The sequence below is a fragment of the Aeromicrobium sp. 10G20-16 genome, from assembly GCF_055809665.1.
On the sequence record NZ_CM147919.1, the window covers coordinates 1,040,643 to 1,057,328 of the forward strand.

Here is a 16,686-nt window from a genome sequence, read left to right on the forward strand (position 1 = left end):
TGCCTCCGGTCAGCTCGTGACGCGAGCCGGGTCGGCGTCGTCGATGAACTCGGTGTCGAACAGGCTGGCCAGGGCGTCGTCGACCTGCGACTGGTTCTTGACGTCGCCGATCTGCACGAAGATCGGGCCGATGACCTTGAGCACGTCGGCCTGCTTCGCGCCGGGCGCGGGATCCAGGTCCAGCACCGTCCGCTCCAGCAGCACCTTCCTGGCGAGGTCCGGCGAGATGCCCGAGGCGTCCGCCAGGATCTGCACGGTCTCGTCGGGATTCTCCGCAGCCCAGGCACGCGCCTTCTCGTACGCGTCGGCCACGAGCTGGGCCAGGTCGGGGCTGTTGGTGATGAAGTCCTCGGTGGCGTTCAGGAAGCCGTAGGAGTTGAAGTCGATGTTGCGGTAGAACAGCTTCGAGCCGTTGTTGACCTCGCTGTCGGCCATGAGCGGATCGAGCCCGGCCCAGGCGTCGACGCTGCCGTTCTCCAGGGCCGTCTTGCCGTCGGCGTGCTGCAGGTTCTGCACCTCCACGTCGTCGAGGCCCAGGTTCGCCGTGGCGAGCGCCTGCAGCAGGAAGAAGTAGGGGTCCGTGCCCTTGGTGGCGGCGATCGACTTGCCCTTCAGGTCCGCGACCTTGGTGATGCTCGACCCCTTCGGCGCCACGAGGGCGGACCAGTCGGGCTGCGAGTACAGCAGGACGGTCTTGATCGGCGAGCCGTTGGCGCGAGCCAGCAACGCGGCCGAACCTGCGGTGGAGCCGACGTCGATGGCACCGGCGCGCAGGGCCTCGTTGGCCTTGTTGGAGCCTGCCGACTGCGTCCACGTCACCTTGACGTCGTCCCCGAGGGTGTCCTCGAGCCAGCCCTGGTCCTTGATGATCAGCGACAGCGGGTTGTAGGTGGCGAAGTCGACGTTCAGCTCCGAGGCGCTCCACGTGCCGTCGGACGAGGCCTTGTCGGCATCGGTGGATCCCTCACCGGCGACGCAGCCGGTGAGCAGGGCGAGAGCGGCGAAGGCCGCGGCGGCAGCAGCCGAGCGGCGACGTGTGGGGCGAAGGTTCATGGGTGTTCCGTTCGGGTGCAGGCGGACGAGCAGGTGAGCAGGTCAGTGGTGGGCGGGTCAGTGGTGGGCGGGGACGCCGAGGCCCTCGAGCAGCTCGGCCCGCAGGCCGGCCAGCTGGGCGTCGCCCCGGTCGCGCGGGCGGACACCCGGCACGGTGATCAGTGAGCGGATCTCGGACCCGCGATCGGACTCGCCGCTGCCGATGAGCGCGACGCGGTCGGCGAGGTACAGGGCCTCCTCCACGTCGTGCGTGACGAGGACGACCGTCGTGGGTTCGGCGGCGTGGATGTCGAGCAGCAGGTCCTGCATGCGCAGCCGGGTCAGCGCGTCGAGCGCCCCGAACGGCTCGTCGAGCAGGAGCACCTCGGGGTTGCGAGCCAGGGCTCGCGCCAGGGAGACGCGCTGGGCCATGCCTCCGGACACCTCGCGCGGACGCCGGTCCGCGGCGTCGGTCAGACCGACCAGCTCGAGCAGCTCGGTGACGCGGGCCGCACCCGCGGCCCGCGCGGTGCCACGCGGCAGGCCGAGGCGCACGTTGTCGCGCACGGAGCGCCAGGGCAGCAGGCGAGGCTCCTGGAACGCCACGGCGCAGCGGGGGTCGGCGGGGCTGACGGCACGGTCACCGATGACGACGTCGCCGGAGTCCGGACGATCGAGGCCGCAGATCTCCCGCAGCAGGGTGGACTTGCCGCACCCGGACGCCCCGATGAGGGCGACGATCTCGCCGGCGCCGATCGACAGATCGACGTCGCGCAGCACGTGGTGCGGTCCCTGAGGCGTGGCGAACGAGCGCGAGACGCCCCGCAGGCGCACGGCCTCGGGTCGCGTCTGCTGCTCGCCCACTGCTCGGGCGGGAAGGGTGGAAGTCGGGTTCACCCGCATGAATCTAGAGGCGATCTTGACTGGCGGACGAAATGTCCAGCATGTGGACCTAGCGGCGCAGCTGGGCCTCGAGGTGGGCGCGTTCGTCGTCACCGAAGGGCCGCGATGCCTGGGTCTCGCGGTCGAACCCCACCAGCACGGTCTGGGACGTGAACGCCGGTGAGCCGTCGGCGGACAGCATGGTGTCGATCGTGAACGATCCCTGCCCGACGCGGGTGATCCCGCTGTGCGCCTGCAGCGGCTCGGTGCGCCACGCGATCGGAGCCACCGGCTGCAGGGCGATGCGCCCCACGACGAACTGCCCGAGCGCGTCCCTGCCCATGCTCGCGAAGTGCAGGATGCGCGACTCCTGGGCGAGCCGGAACTGCCCCGACGCCGACACCGACCCCGTCACGTCCAGGTCGGTCATCCGCACGCGTGCCGCCAGCGGCTCGTCGCCGAGGCCGGGAACCACGGCCGGCGCAGGAGGCCCGAACGCGGTGACGACCGTCGCGTGCACCGCGGGTTCACCACCCGTCGTGGTGCAGATCTCTTGGGTCAGGACGTTGCCGTCACGTGAGGCACGCAGCAGGATCGGACGGCCGCTCAGCGGCGTCGGACGCAGGTAGGTGACCGTGACGTCCTGCACGGACCGGTGCGGATCGAGGTGCCCGTCGCGCTCCAGCACCGCCTGCGCCTCGGCGGCGTAGTCGACGTAGACCACGTTCGTGACGTGGTTGAGGATGTCGAGGTCCGACCAGCGCATGGCCAACTCGTGCGAAGGCAGGGTGTCAGGCACCCGCCCGATGATGCCAGAGGCCGATCCGAGAACCACCTACGCGCTGGCGGTCTCGTCGATCTCGACGACCGGGTCGCCCTCCTGGACGATCTGGTTGATCTCCACGAGGATCTGGCTGACGTGGCCACCCGCGGGAGCCACGACCGGGATCTCCATCTTCATGGACTCCAGCACCGCGACGGTGTCGCCCTTGGCCACCTGGTCGCCGACGCGAGAGGTGATCTTCCAGATGTTGCCGACGATCTCGGCTCGCGCCGAGATCATGCCTGCGTCCGGGACCCGGAGGTCAGCATGCGCAGGGCGGCCACCATGCGGGGGCGGGTCTCCTCGGCGTGGATGACGTCGTCGACGATCCCGGCCTCGGCGGCCACGTACGGTCGCGCGACCTCCTCGCGGTACGTCGCGGCGAGCTCGTCGCGCAACGCGGTGGGGTTGTCGGACGCCGCCAGCTCGCGACGGTTCAGCAGGGCCACGGCGCCGCCGGGGCCCATGACCGCGATCTCGGACCCGGCCCACGCCCAGTTGACGTCGGCGCCGAGCGAGGCGGCACCCATGGCGATGTACGCGCCACCGAAGGCCTTGCGGACCACGACGGTCAGCTTGGGCGACTCGGTCTCGGCGTAGGCCTTGAGGACCTTGGCGCCGTGGGTGATGACGCCGCGGCTCTCCTCGACGGTGCCGGGCAGGAAGCCGGGCACGTCGACGAAGGTCAGCACGGGCAGGTCGAACCGACCGCAGAACTCCACGAAGCGGGCGAAGCTTGACCGACGCCTTGGAGTCCAGGATGCCGCCGCGGGCGGCCGGCTGGTTGGCCACGACGCCCACCGGGTGGCCGTCGAGACGCCCGAACAGCGTCAGGATGCTCGGGGCGTGCTCGGGCATCAGCTCGAGGCGCGCGCCGTTGTCGAGAACGCCGTCGAGCAGCGCGTTCATGTCGAACACGACGCTGGACTTCTCCGGCACGAGGGTCGGCAGCTTCTCGGCGGCGAACGGGTTGGCCGGCATGGGTCCCTGGCGCTTCTGCGGCGCACCCTTGTGCTCGGGCAGGAACGACAGCAGCAGGCGGGTGGCGTCGAACGCCTCGATCTCGGACTCGACCTCGAGGTGCGCGACCCCGCTGGTGACCGAGTGCAGCTGCGAACCACCGATCTGCTCGGCGGTGGCGTCCTCGCCGGTGGCGGCCTTCACGATGTCGGGGCCGGTCAGGAACATCTGGCCCTGGCCCTTGACCATGATCGTCCAGTCCGTCAGGGCCGGCGAGTAGGCCGCGGCACCGGCGCACGGGCCGAGGATCAGCGAGATCTGCGGCACGCGCTTCTGCGCCTTGACGTTGTGCGCGAAGATCCCGCCGCATCCGTGCAGCGCGAAGATGCCGTCCGGCACCCGCGCTCCCCCGGAGTCGTTGATGTAGACGATCGGGTGACCCTGCTCGATGGCGAACCGCTGGGCCTTCATGATCGCCTCGGCCATCACCGCGCCGATGGCGCCGGAGGCGACCGCGGCGTCGTGCGAGATCACGACGACGGGGCTGCCGTCGGTGGTGCCCCAGCCCGCCACGACTCCGCTGCCGCTGCTCGTGCCGTCGGGTCGAGTGCCGGCCGTGCGCAACGGCGTCATCTCGACGAACGACCCTTCATCCAGGAGCAGCTCGGCACGCTCGCGAGCCGTGTGCACCCGCTTGCCCTTGGGCTCGATCCGGGCGAACCGTCCGGCGCGGTGCTGCTCGAGCACCTCGCGGGGGTGGGCCGGTCGGTCTGCCGAGGCCTGCTGGGTGCTGGCACCCGCGTCGAGCTGTGACACTGCGATCTCCTGAACGTGAGGGTTTCCTCAACTATAGCCGAAGTTGAGGAATCCCTCATCTTTTGTGAGGTATGTCGCCATCGCGTCCGATCCGCGGCACGGACTCTGGTCCGGACTCGTCTCGTGCGCTACCGTGCACACGTGACTAAGCAAGCGCTTAGCATCGTCTTCCACCGTCCCCACCCGACCTGCAGGAGCCTGACGTGACCGAAGTCCGTACCGCGATCGTGACCGGAGCAGCCCGTGGCATCGGTGCCGCTGTCGCCACCCGCCTCGCCGCCGACGGCATGAAGGTCGCCGTCGTCGATCTCGACGAGGGCGCCTGCGCCACCACCGTCGACGCCATCACCGCGGCCGGCGGCACCGCCCTGGCCGTCGGCGCCGACGTGAGCGATGCCGCAGCCGTCGACGCCGCCGTGGCCCGCATCGCCGACGAGCTCGGCGCGCCCACCGTGCTGGTCAACAACGCCGGCATCCTGCGCGACAACCTGCTGTTCAAGATGACCGTCGAGGACTGGGACCTGGTCATGGGCGTGCACCTGCGCGGCTCGTTCAACATGTCCAAGGCCGCCCAGAAGTACATGACCGAGGCGAAGTTCGGCCGCATCGTGAACCTCTCGAGCACGTCGGCGCTCGGCAACCGTGGTCAGGCCAACTACTCCGCGGCGAAGGCCGGCCTGCAGGGCTTCACCAAGACCCTCGCGATCGAGCTGGGCAAGTTCGGCGTCACGGCCAACGCGATCGCCCCCGGCTTCATCCAGACCGACATGACCGCCGCCACGGCCGAGCGCATGAAGGTCGACTTCGACGACTTCATCAAGTTCAGCGCCGAGCAGATCCCGGTTGCTCGCGTCGGCCAGCCCGAGGACATCGCTCACACCGCGTCGTTCCTGGTCAGCGAAGGTGCCGGTTTCGTCTCGGGTCAGGTCATCTACGTGGCCGGCGGGCCGAAGGACTGACGTGGCAGCCGTCGAAGGACTCGACACCGCCGTCCTGGCCGAGTGGCTGGACACCGCGTGTCCCGGACTGGTCGCCGGTCGGCTGGAGGCCAGCCTGATCACCGGCGGCAAGTCCAACCTGACGTATGCCGTCACCGACGGCACCACCGAGATCGTCGTGCGCCGCCCTCCCCTGGGTCACGTGCTGGCCACCGCCCACGACATGGGTCGTGAGTACCGCGCCATGGCCGCCCTGCGCGGCACCGACGTCCCCGTCCCGACCATGCACGCGCTGTGCGACGACCCGGACGTCATGGGCGCACCGTTCTACGTGATGGAGCGCGCATCCGGCACCGCCTACCAGCACGCCGCGGACCTGGAGCGCCTCGGCGAGGCCCGCACGCGAGCCATCTCCGAGGACCTGGTCGACACCCTCGGTCGCCTCCACGCCGTCGATCCGCAAGCAGTCGGACTCGGTGACTTCGGGCGTCCGGACGGCTACCTCGAGCGTCAGGTGCGCCGGTGGCGCAAGCAGCTGGAGTCGTCGCGCAGCCGCGAGATCGACGGCATCGACGAGCTGGCCGACCGCCTCTCGAGCAGCATCCCCGCCACCGGCGAGGGCACCATCGTCCACGGCGACTACCGGCTCGACAACGTGCTGATCGACAGCGCGGAGGGCGATCGCATGACCGCCGTCCTCGACTGGGAGATGAGCACGCTCGGCGATCCGCTGACCGACGTCGCCGTCATGCTCGCCTATCAGCAGATGGCCGAGGCCTCGCGCGGCAGCGGTGCGGCCAACAGCGTCACCGACGCTCCGTTGGCGGCGGGCTACCTGTCCGGCGACGAGGTGCTGCAGCGGTACGCATCGACCACCGGCCGCGACGTGAGCGACATCGGTTTCCACCTGGGCCTGGCGTTCTTCAAGCTCGCGGTGATCCTCGAAGGCATCTACTTCCGGTACTCGAAGGGTCAGACGCTCGGCGAGGGGTTCGACACCATCGGCGACTCGATCGGCCCGCTGGTGCAGGCAGGGTTGACCGCGACCGACTAGGGTGACGGTCGTGACGGCCGAGATCCTCGAACCGCGACGCCGCCCCACGCAGGAGCGCTCCCACATCAAGTTCGACCACCTGCTGGCCGTGGCGCGCGAGCTGCTGCTCGAAGTCGGCTTCGAGTCGTTCACCTGCGAGGAGGTCGCCAACCGCGCCGAGCTGCCCATCGGCACGCTCTACCAGTTCTTCGCCAACAAGTACGTGATCGTCTGCGAGCTCGACCGCGTCGACGCGGTGGCGGTCAAGCGGGAGCTCGACGCGTTCGCCGCGGAGATCCCCACCCTGGACTGGCCCAAGTTCCTCGAGCGGCTCGTCGACCACATGGCGGCACTGTGGTCCGCGGATCCGTCGCGCCGCGCCGTGTGGCACGCCGTGCAGTCGACCCCGAGCACCCGCGCCACCGCCGCCATCACCGAGCGCGAGCTGGCCGGCGAGGTCGCCAAGGCGCTCGCCCCGTTGACCCCGGGTGTCCCCCGTGAGCGGCGCACCATCATGGCCGAGGTGCTCGTGCACGTCGCCTACTCGATGCTCAACTTCTCCATCCGCGACAACCAGAGCCATGCCGAGGCCATCGTCGAGCTCAAGCGCCTCCTCGCCGCCTACCTGCTGTCCGCCGGCCCCACCTGAGGTTTACCAGCAGGCCACGGAAAGCTGTCACTCCTCCGGGTGAATTTGCCCATGGAAGCGAGGTTTGCCGGGGCCTGCTGGTAAACCATCAGACGCTGAGCACCACGTACGCGGTGGCGTAGTCGCCGTCGTGGGAGAGCGAGACCTGCAGGTCGTGGCCCGCGAGGTGCGTGGCGACCTCACCGTGGAGGCGAATGCGGGGACGGTTCCAGGCGTCGAGCACGACCTCGATCAGGTGGTGGACCTGCTCGTCCGTCACCGGCGCCTGCCCGTGGATGGAGGCGGACCACGCCTTGATCACCGCTTCCTTGGCGGCCCAGCGGGCCGCGAGGTGCTGGGCGGAGTCGGACGCACGATCACGGGCGTCGCCGCGCTCCCCCGGCGTGAACACGCCGGCGAATCGCGAGCCCGGCTGCGAGAGCTGGGCCGCGAACGCCGGCACGTGCACGAGGTCGACCCCCACCCCCACCACGGTCATGGGGTGATCATGCCTCAGCAGCTCGCTCCGCCGTACAGTCCGTCGGTGTCGAGACGCGTGGTGGGCGTGAGCAGCAAGCTCGCCTCCCGCTCGCGCGAGCCCGACGTGCCGAGACGTCGATCGGCCGGACGCTCGTAGAGCGCCGATCCGCCGTACATGGCGCGCACCAGCCGCATGCGGCCCTCGATGGCCCGCTCCTCGGCCCGCGCCAGGTAGGCGTCGCGGTCCTCGGGCGCCAGCGACTCGACGAACGCCTGCGGGTGCGCCAGTGCGATCAGCCCGGCCACGTGGCCGAAACCGAGGCTGGTCACCAGACCTGCCTTGAGCGGCCCGACCTGCAGCGGCTCGCGCAGCCACACCAGGTGCTCGTGCTCGGCGAGGTCGTCCAGCACGCAGTCCAGGCTGCGGTTCGGCGGCACCGTGCCCGAAGCCAGCACCTGCGACAGGCCGACCAGCTGGAACGCCGCGGCCCCGCCCTTGGCGTGCCCGGTCAGCGTCTTCTGGCTGATGACGTACAGCGGGTTGCCGTCGCTGCGACCGATCGCCGCGGCCAGCCGCTCGTGCAGCTCGGACTCGTTGCGCTCGTTGACGCCGGTCGACGTGTCGTGCTTGGACAGCACCCCGATGTCGTCGGCGGTGAGACCGACCGAGGCCAGCCCCTGTGCCAGCGCGGACTCGCGCCCACCGAGGCCGGCGGCGAGCGCGCCGATGCCGGGCGCCGGGATCGAGGTGTGCACCCCGTCGGCGAACGATCCGGCGTAGGCGACCACCGCAAGCACGGGCAGGCCCATGGCCGCTGCGACGTCACCACGGGCCAGCAGCAGCGTGCCGCCGCCTTGGCTCTCGACGAAACCGCCGTAGCGACGGTCGTTGGCCCGGCTGAAGTAGCGGTCCTCCAGACCCTTGGCGGCCATGGCGCCGGAGTCGGCGGTGGCCGACATGTCGCCGAAGCCCACGATGCCCTCGATGCCGAGGTCGTCGAAGCCACCGGTGACGGCGAAGTGCGCCTTGCCGAGGCGGATCTTGTCGACGCCCTCCTCGACCGACACCGCGGTGGTCGCACACGCGGCCACCGGGTGCACCATCGCGCCGTAGGAACCGACGTAGGACTGCACGACGTGCGCCGCGATGACGTTCGGCAGCGCCTCCTGCAAGATGTCGTTCGGCGTGTTCTCGCCCAGCAGCGTGTCGATGTACAGCGAGCGCATCGACGTCATGCCGCCCATGCCGGTGCCCTGGGTGTTGGCGACCAGCGCCGGGTGCACCCACTGCATCAGCTCGGCGGGACTGAAACCGCTCGACAGGAACGCGTCGACGGTGCAGACCAGGTTCCACAGACCGACGCGGTCGACGGACTCGACCATCTCGGCGGGAACACCCCACACCGTGGGGTCGAAGCCGGTCGGGATCTGACCACCGACCGTGCGCGACATCTTCGCCTGACGCGGCACACGGACCTCGGACCCGGCCAGACGGGTGACGGTCCAGTCGCCCTCGCCGGTGGGTGAGATGCGGGTCCTGTCGGGGTCGGAGTCCTTCATGGCGCGCGCCTCGGCCTCGCTGGAGACCGTGAAGGTCATGTCCTGCTCGAGGAACACCGACGCCATCAAGGGGCGGGTGTTGTCGACCATGGCGCCGTCGTCGGCGTACCGGCGCACGCCGACCCGCTCCCGCACGGCCTCGTCGTAGCGCTCGACGATCTCGGACTCGTCGACCTTCTCCTGCGCCTCGGTGTCGAACCAGGAGCCAGCCGTCGCGTCCCACGAGACCAGCCCGGTGAGCCACGCCAGCTCGAGGACGCCGGCCGCGGACAGCTGGTCGTCGACCTCGATCTCGAAGCGGGTGCGCGACGAGCCATACGGACCGAGCTCGCCGGCGCCGACGACGACCACGAGGTCCTCGGGCCTTGACGGCACGTCTCCCCACACCGGCACGTCCACGCGATCGAGCTGCGCGGGCGACGGAGCCAGGGCGGCGATCATGCCGTCCGTGGGCTCCTCGGCGGTTCCGGCCACCTCGACGCCCTGGGCGAGCGCCTTCATGTCCAGCTGGGCCTCGCCGAGGCCACCGGTGAAGTCGGCACGCAGCGGGGCGCTGCGCGCGGACTCGCGTGCCTCGGCGGTGCACGTCGAGAGCAGCGCCGTCGCCATCTCGTCCGGCGCCCAGGTGCGGACGCCTGCGGCCTCGACCGCGTCGACGAGGGGGTCGTTGCCGCCCATGAGACCGGTTCCGCGGACCCAGCCGATGATGGCGTGGGCCAGCGTGACCCGGTCGGCCCACGTGCGCTCGGCCTGCCACTTGGTGACCAGCGCGTCGAGCGCGGCCTTGGCCTCACCGTACGCCCCGTCACCACCGAACATCCCGCGGTTGGGCGAGCCCGGCAGCACGACGTGCAGCGAGGCCTCCAGGTCGCGATCACGCACGCCGGTCGACAGGGCACCGATGAGGCGCTCGACCGACCACAGCAGGATGCGCATCTCGACCTCGGCGCGGCTGCCCGCGTCCGTGGCGTCACCCATGACCCGGCCGGCCGCGAACGGGAACAGCAGGGTGGGCGTGAGCGCCGGCTTGGTCACCGTGGTGGTGCCGGCCTTGGTCTCGGTCTGCTCCGATCCGATCCACGACGCGAGGTCGTCGACGTCGGCGAAGCTGGCCATGTTGGCCGGGACGACCCACAGGGCGGCACCGGCGACGGCGTGCTCGCGGTACAGCGACTTGTAGAAGGCCAGCCGCGCCGAGTCCAGCGACGACGTCGTGGCGACGACCGTCGCGCCTTCTGCGAGCAGACGCCCGACGACGGCTGCGGCGATCGATCCACGACTGGCGCCGGTCACGACGGCCACGTCGCTGACGTGGTTCGGCTCGATCTCGCTGACCGCCTCACCGGCGATGGTCGAGAGTCGCAGCGCGAGCGCCTGGTCGTCGACGTGGTCGGCGTACCAGCGGGCGTGGGCCGCCACGACCGGTCCGGCGCCCACGAAGGAGCCGATGACCTCGTGACCTGCGGCGATGCGGGCGACGTCCTCGCGCGCGCTGGCCCACCGGTCGTCGAGCACGACGGCCTTGCGGGCATCGAAGGCGGGAGCGGTCTGCTTGGCCCAGTCGGGTCCGAGCTCGGACTCGACCTGCGCCAGCACCTGTGCGTCGGCGTCGTCGGTCTCGACGGCGTCGGCACCCTCGGCGAGGCCGAGTCGGTCCAGCACGAGCCGCGCCGAGGCGGCGAGCACGCCGTCCGGGCCGGTGATCGCATCGGTGAACTCGCTGAGGGCAGCGGCGTCGACCGTGGCTCCTGCGCCACCACCGGTGGCCGGAAGGGCGACGCTGACGCCGTGCCGGGCCGCGACGGCCTGCACGGAGGCATCCACCGCTGCGTCGACGTCGGCGGCCGAGCCCACGGTGAGGTCACCGAAGGCGCCACCGCGCACACTGTTGCCGTCGCGCGTGGCCATGGCCAGCTCGACGACGACGTGGTGGGCCCAGCCGGAGCCGAGCTCCCAGGTGCCGGTCACGCGCTCGACGATGGCCGCCTGGCGCTTGCCGCTCGGTCCGAGCACCTTCTTGAGGTGGTCCCCGATCGCCTCGGAGAGCACCGGGCCCAGCGGCTTGTAGCCGCGGGCCAGGCCGGTGACCTGGGTGGCGAGGGTGGGGATGTCGGCGTCGGCAGCGCCGTCGATGGCGCCGAGCCCGAGCTCGCCGCCGAGGTCGACTAGCAGCTGGTTGCGACGCGAGGAGGCGCCGTCGCACAGCGACTCGATCGAGTCGGCCGCACCGATCTGGTCCAGGCGCAGCTTGGTCCACCACGCGATCAGCGTGCGGGTGGCGTCGGCGGCACCGAACGGCACGTCGGCCGGACGGGGTCCGCTCGAGGTCGCGGGGGCAGGTGCTGCAGCGACCGGCGCCTCGGACGGGCTCTGCTCGACGGGAGCCTCGGCGGGCGCCTCGTCGACCTCGGGGACGTCCTCGTCGGTGGAGAACACCGCGGCGGCGTCGCGCTCGATGTTGAGCACCTGCACGGCGCGGGTCGTGCCGGGCAGCTTCAGCGTCGAGCTGGCCAGGTTGGCGACGGTGGGCGCCTGGCCCACGCCGACCTCGACGAAGCGCTCCACGCCCAATCCGCCGGACTCGATGGAGCTGAACAGCAGGTCCTGGGTCTCGATCCAGCGCACGGGGCTGGCGAACTGCCACGCGAGCAGCTCGACCAGCACGGTGCGGCACAGGGCGCCCGGATCGGCGGACCAGCGGTCCCACGCCGCGAGCACCGCGCTCAACGGAGTGACTCCGCGCCCCTCGGGATCGACGAGATCGACGATCTCCTCGACGAAGTCGCGATCGAGCGAGAACGGACGTGGCACCAGGTTGGGCACGTAGCGGCCGTGCAGGATCGCCGGGTCGATCGATGCCGGCAGCAGCTCCTCGAGACGCGCCCGGAAGTCCGCCACGCCCCCGTGCAGCACGCGGGAGTGGAACGGCACGTCGATGCCGGGCACGTAGATGAAGGCGGCCTTGCCGCCGAGCTCGGCGCGCAGCCGAGCGACCTCGTCCTCCAGCACGGCCAGTCCGGCGATCGAGCCGGCGATGGCGTACTGGGAGTCGCGCAGGTTGTAGTTGACGATCTGCAGGAACTCGCCCGTGCGCTCGGCGATGCCGTCGACGAACGGCGTGACCGTGTCGTCGTCCAGTCCGATCTGCGACGGACGGATGGCCGCGAGGCGGTAGTCGCTGCGGCCCTGGGCGTCACGCTCCACGAGCGTGTGCATCACCGATCCGCGCTGGAACACGACCTCGACGACGGCCTCGAGCGGGATGACGCCCGACACGGCGGCGAGAGCGTTGTACTCGCCGACCGAGTGACCGGCCAGCACCGAGCCCTCGACGAATGCGCCGGACTCACGCAGCTCGGCCATCTGGGCGGCGCCGAGCACCGCCATGGCGACCTGGGTGAACTGAGTCAGGAACAGGACGCCGTCGGGGTGCTTGCTCGTGACGCCCTTGACGGTCAGCTCGGTGGGGTTGTCGCGGACGACGCTGAGGATCGAGAAGCCGAGCGCCGAACGGGTGTGGGCGTCGGCCCGGTCCCAGATCTCGCGAGCGGCCTTGGAGCGCTGGTATCCGGCCATGCCCATGCCGGCGTGCTGGATTCCCTGGCCGGGGAAGGCGTAGGCCGTGCGGGGGGCACGCAGGCGGGCGGTGGCCGCAGCCACGAGCTCGCCGTCGGCGCGGCAGGTGACCTCGACGACCTCGTCACCGGCGTCCAGGCCGATGCGGTCGGCACGGATGTCGACCGTGGCACCGGGGCGCACGGGAGCCATGAATCGGGTGGTCCACCCGACGATCGCTCGGCCCGACTCGGCGACGAGCGCCTGCTGGGCGGCGGCCGACAGCCACATGCCGTGCACGATCGGGCCCTCGTGGCCGTCGGTGGCCAGGCCGGCCAGGCGCGCGGCGGCGACGCTGGTGTGGATGGGGTTGTGGTCTCCGGTCACGGCGGCGAAGCCGCGCAGGTCGACCGGCGCCTCGATGGTGACCGAGAAACTGTTGCGGCGCGGGGTGTCGTGCACGTGGGACAACGAGCCTCCGGCGCGGGCCGGGTCCTCGAGAGCGAGGGCGCCCGTGCGACCGCGGATCGCCAGGCGCTCACGCAGGGTGGCCAGCGGGCCCTCGGGTCCGGAGATGGCGACGTCGACGGTGACGACGCGGCCGACCTCGGTGTCGACGACGCTGTCCAGCGTGGCGACGATCTCGATCGCGCACGGTTCGGTGGGCAGCGCGCCGTCCAGCTGCACCTGGTGGTCGAGGTGGACGAGGTCGAGCATGCCCTCCACGACGGGTGCACCGTCCAGATCGGCACCGGCGAGGGTGGCGAACACCGACGGCCAGGCCAGACCGACGAGCACGTCCGGCAACGGGTGCATCAGGTCCTGGTCACCCGTCACGCCGATGTGGTCGGTGACCAGGTCCGGGTCCCACGCGACGGTGGCAGAGCCCTCCGGCAGGTCGCCGCCGGCGGCCGACTGCACGAGCGCCTCCATGGCGGCGACGGCCGAGTCGGTCGAGACGATCGGCGCCGCACCGGTGGCGACGTCGGCCGGCACGTCGATGCGCAGCACCAGCGGGGTGGCGAGCGGAACGGTCAGGTCGACGGTTCCCGCTCCGTCCTCGACGGCCGAGACGACCTCGAGCAGCGCGCCCGTGGCGGGGTGCTCGGCATGGGTGGCGTCGACGACGATCCAGTCGCTGCCGAGGCGACCGACCGGGCTCTGCACGGTACGACCGGCCCAGACCACGTCGTGGGCGGCGAGCACCAGGGCGAGCGTGTCGCCGGCACCGTCGGCGCGGCGGCGGCCCGGCACGCGCTGCGGTGCACGGCCGGCGGCCAGCAGGGTGTCGAGCGTGGCGTCCTCGAAGCGCTGGAGCAGGTCGGCGACCGGCTCGTCCACGCGCTCGATGCCGGCGACCGACACGGTGCCCGGGATCACGCAGACCTGATCGGCGTCGAATCGCGGGTCGTGGGCCTGCCACAGCGAGTCCGAGCGCCACCAGCGGCGCACGTCGGCGTCGACGACGGGGACGAACGGGACGGGCTTGCCCGGTGCGCGGCACTGGTCGACGAAGAACGCGACGTCGGCCGGGTGCAGCTGCACGTCGTCGGCCGCGGGGTAGGCGGCCAGCAGGGTGTCGATGGCGGCGACCGGGGCGTCCACGGCCTCGGCGCCGGCGAAGAGCGTGGCGATGGTCCCGCGATCGGCGGGGTTGAGACGGGCCTCGGCGCGCTGGAGCATCGCGACGAAGCGCGAGCGCAGCGTCACGTCCAGCCAGCTGCCGTCCGGCGCGGCCAGCTCGGCGTACCGGCGCAGCCAGGCCGCGTAGGTCATCTCGGCGACGTCACCGAAGTACGGCTTGGCCGTGCGGTCGAGCGCGACGATGATCTCGTCGCGACGCTCGGCCACCGCGTCGGCGTCGCCGGCGACCTCGTCGAGGAGGCGACCCGTGCGCGAGGCGGTGTTGTCGATCTCGTGGATGTCGGCGCCGAGCTGGCTGCGACCCGAGGTCATCCCACCCCCGGCGTGACCGGCACCCACCCAGGCGTCCGTGCCGGGCGTGTCGACGAGCAGCTGCTTGACCGACGGTGAGGTCGTGGCCTCCAGAGTAGCCATGGCGGCGGTGCCCACCAGCACGCCGTCCAGCGGCATGGCCGGGTAGCCGTGGCGAGCGCTCCACTCGCCGGTGAGGTAGGCCGATGCGACGTCGGGCGTGCCGATGCCGCCGCCCACGCAGACGACGATGGTGTCGACGGCGCGCAGGTCGGCGTAGGTGCTGATCAACAGATCGTCGAGGTCCTCCCACGAGTGGTGTCCGCCGGCGCGGCCACCCTCGATCTGCATGATGATCGGCGTGGGCGACACGTTCTTGGCGATCGCGATGACCTCGCGGATCTGACGCACGGTGCCGGGCTTGAACACGACGTGCTCGATCCCGATCTCGCGCAGCTCGGCGACCAGCTCGACGGCCTCGTCGAGCTCGGGGATGCCGGCCGTGACGATGACGCCGTCGATGGGGGCACCGGCAGCACGTGCACGCTGCACGAGACGCTTCTGGCCCAGCTGGAGCTTCCACAGGTAGGGGTCGAGGAACAACGAGTTGAACTGGTAGCTGCGGCCCGGCTCGAGCAGTCCGTCGAGCTCGGCGACCCGATCGGCGAAGATCTCCTCGGTGACCTGGCCGCCGCCGGCGAGCTCGGCCCAGAAACCGGCGTTCGCCGCGGCCGCGACGATCTTGGCGTCGACCGTGGTGGGGGTCATTCCGGCGAGCAGCACCGGCGACATGCCGGTGAGCCGGGAGAAGGAGGTCTCGACGCGGGAGCTGCCGTCGGGCAGCGTGACGACGGCCGGGGCGTAGGCCGACCATGGCGTGGACCGACGCGGCGTGCCGCCGCTGGTGGTCAGCTCGCGGTGTCCGCGCCGCGTGGTGGTGGCGATCATCCCGGCGCCGCGGATGGCGACCTCGCGGGCGGACAGGCGGGCGGCGAGATCTCCGGGGCCGAGGTCGAGGACCCAGCCGGCACCGGCATCGGTGGCACGCTCCAGCTCGGCGACCCAGTCGACGGCGTCGACGATGGCACCCATCGTGAGGGACCGACCGCGCTCGGCGTCCAGGCCGCAGGCCTCGGACCACGTGGCGACCAGGTCGGCGGCCCCGGCGAGCTCGGGGTGGTGGAACGCCAGTCGGGTCGGCAGCGGCTCGAGCACGGGGGCGAACGGTGCGCCACCGGTGACCTTGCGGTCGCGATCGGCACGCTCGGCGGCCTCGACCTGCTCGAAGCGGGCGGTCACGGCGGCGAGGCCCTCCGCCGGGCCGGACAGCACGACGGCGCGACGGCCGTTGCGCAGGTGGGCGACGACCCGATCGCCGTCCTCCAGCAGGGAGGCGATGCGCTCCGGGGCAACGCCGGACACGCTGAGCATGGTGTCGCCGAGCAGTCCGCGACGGCGGCCGACGATCCGGCCAGCCACGCCGATGAGACGCGCATAGGCCAGCAGGTCCACGTCCGACACGCCGGCGAACACCTGCGTGGCGAGGTGACCCTGCGAGTGACCGATGACGGCGACGGGGGCGTTCTCGCGCGGGTCGAGGCCCTGGTTCGCGAGGGCACGGAGACCAGCGAGCTGAGCCAGCAGGATGCCGGGCACCGACACCGCCGGGTCGTCGAGGCCGGCGGGAAGATCCGGGGCGTCGTCGTCCTCGGCGGACTCCCCCACGGCCAGGATGTCGACCCAGGCCATCGGGTCGAAGGGGCGGCCGGCGCGAGCCAGCTCCCCGGCGACCGGTTCGAGCTTCGCGACGGCCTCGGCCACCACGGCGGCGAGGTCGGCCTCGAGCGCGTGGTCACGCACGATCTCGGCCAACGGCTCCAGCCACGGGCCACCCTGACCGCCGAACGCGATCGCGTACGGCTCCCCCGACGTCAGTCGGTCGACCAGCGCGCCGCTGCGGACGCGCTGGGGCACCTCGGCGGTGCTGGTGGACGGGGCGAGCGACGAGGCGATGGGAACCATGACCCCATCCTCGCAAAACGTG

At 71.4% G+C, this 16,686-nt stretch carries 10 protein-coding genes and 1 pseudogene; 3 read left to right on the top strand and 8 right to left on the bottom strand.

Annotation, left to right across the window (positions count from 1 at the left end; all coding sequences use genetic code 11):
• Positions 1-9 precede the first annotated feature (9 nt).
• From AC0L5F_RS05225 to AC0L5F_RS05250, 6 genes and pseudogenes are all read right to left on the bottom strand, one after another.
• The gene (locus AC0L5F_RS05225; RefSeq protein WP_473315574.1) at positions 10-1,053 is read right to left on the bottom strand and encodes an aliphatic sulfonate ABC transporter substrate-binding protein; all 1,044 of its coding nucleotides are present in this window, start codon (positions 1,051-1,053) and stop codon (positions 10-12) included.
• A gap of 57 nt (positions 1,054-1,110) precedes the next feature.
• Positions 1,111-1,929, bottom strand: a complete 819-nt coding sequence (locus AC0L5F_RS05230) for an ABC transporter ATP-binding protein (RefSeq protein ID WP_473315575.1) — start codon at positions 1,927-1,929, stop codon at positions 1,111-1,113.
• Between the two features lie 55 nt (positions 1,930-1,984).
• Positions 1,985-2,680: an acyl-CoA thioesterase gene (locus AC0L5F_RS05235; RefSeq protein ID WP_473315576.1), complete on the bottom strand. Its 696-nt coding sequence runs from the start codon at positions 2,678-2,680 to the stop codon at positions 1,985-1,987.
• Between the two features lie 69 nt (positions 2,681-2,749).
• Positions 2,750-2,977: a biotin/lipoyl-binding carrier protein gene (locus tag AC0L5F_RS05240; RefSeq protein WP_473316149.1), complete on the bottom strand. Its 228-nt coding sequence runs from the start codon at positions 2,975-2,977 to the stop codon at positions 2,750-2,752.
• Complete coding sequence (locus AC0L5F_RS05245; protein ID WP_473316150.1) at positions 2,974-3,459, bottom strand: carboxyl transferase domain-containing protein; 486 nt, start codon at positions 3,457-3,459, stop codon at positions 2,974-2,976. Before AC0L5F_RS05245 ends, AC0L5F_RS05240 begins: the two co-directional genes overlap by 4 nt.
• A 73-nt stretch (positions 3,460-3,532) precedes the next feature.
• A pseudogene (locus tag AC0L5F_RS05250) lies at positions 3,533-4,330 on the bottom strand (carboxyl transferase domain-containing protein); the annotation flags it as partial.
• 386 nt (positions 4,331-4,716) lie between these two features.
• On the opposite strand from AC0L5F_RS05250, the gene fabG reads away from it, so the two are divergent.
• From fabG to AC0L5F_RS05265, 3 genes are read left to right on the top strand one after another with little or no spacing between them, the layout of a single operon-like run.
• Positions 4,717-5,472 (top strand): 3-oxoacyl-ACP reductase FabG, encoded by a 756-nt coding sequence (gene fabG, locus AC0L5F_RS05255; RefSeq protein WP_473315577.1) that lies wholly within the window; start codon positions 4,717-4,719, stop codon positions 5,470-5,472.
• Position 5,473: 1 nt separating this feature from the next.
• Positions 5,474-6,505 carry a phosphotransferase family protein gene (locus AC0L5F_RS05260; RefSeq protein ID WP_473315578.1) on the top strand — a complete coding sequence of 344 codons (1,032 nt, stop codon included), beginning with the start codon at positions 5,474-5,476 and terminating at the stop codon, positions 6,503-6,505.
• A 10-nt stretch (positions 6,506-6,515) separates the two neighbouring features.
• On the top strand, positions 6,516-7,133 hold the full coding sequence (locus AC0L5F_RS05265) for a TetR/AcrR family transcriptional regulator (protein WP_473315579.1): 618 nt from the start codon (positions 6,516-6,518) through the stop codon (positions 7,131-7,133).
• Between the two features lie 88 nt (positions 7,134-7,221).
• Here the strand turns inward: AC0L5F_RS05265 and acpS are convergent, their stop codons facing one another.
• The gene (gene acpS / locus AC0L5F_RS05270; RefSeq protein WP_473315580.1) at positions 7,222-7,611 is read right to left on the bottom strand and encodes a holo-ACP synthase AcpS; all 390 of its coding nucleotides are present in this window, start codon (positions 7,609-7,611) and stop codon (positions 7,222-7,224) included.
• Positions 7,612-7,625: 14 nt separating this feature from the next.
• Positions 7,626-16,664 carry a fatty acid synthase subunit beta domain-containing protein gene (locus AC0L5F_RS05275; RefSeq protein WP_473315581.1) on the bottom strand — a complete coding sequence of 3,013 codons (9,039 nt, stop codon included), beginning with the start codon at positions 16,662-16,664 and terminating at the stop codon, positions 7,626-7,628.
• Positions 16,665-16,686 lie beyond the last annotated feature (22 nt).

Bases quoted from the DNA above. Each gene is read 5' to 3' on its own strand.
- AC0L5F_RS05225 (WP_473315574.1), bottom strand. From the start codon at position 1,053: ATGAACCTTCGCCCCACACGTCGCCGCTCGGCTGCTGCCGCCGCGGCC.
- acpS (WP_473315580.1), bottom strand. From the start codon at position 7,611: ATGACCGTGGTGGGGGTGGGGGTCGACCTCGTGCACGTGCCGGCGTTC.
- AC0L5F_RS05235 (WP_473315576.1), bottom strand. From the start codon at position 2,680: ATGCGCTGGTCGGACCTCGACATCCTCAACCACGTCACGAACGTGGTC.
- AC0L5F_RS05275 (WP_473315581.1), bottom strand. From the start codon at position 16,664: ATGGTTCCCATCGCCTCGTCGCTCGCCCCGTCCACCAGCACCGCCGAG.
- AC0L5F_RS05240 (WP_473316149.1), bottom strand. From the start codon at position 2,977: ATGATCTCGGCGCGAGCCGAGATCGTCGGCAACATCTGGAAGATCACC.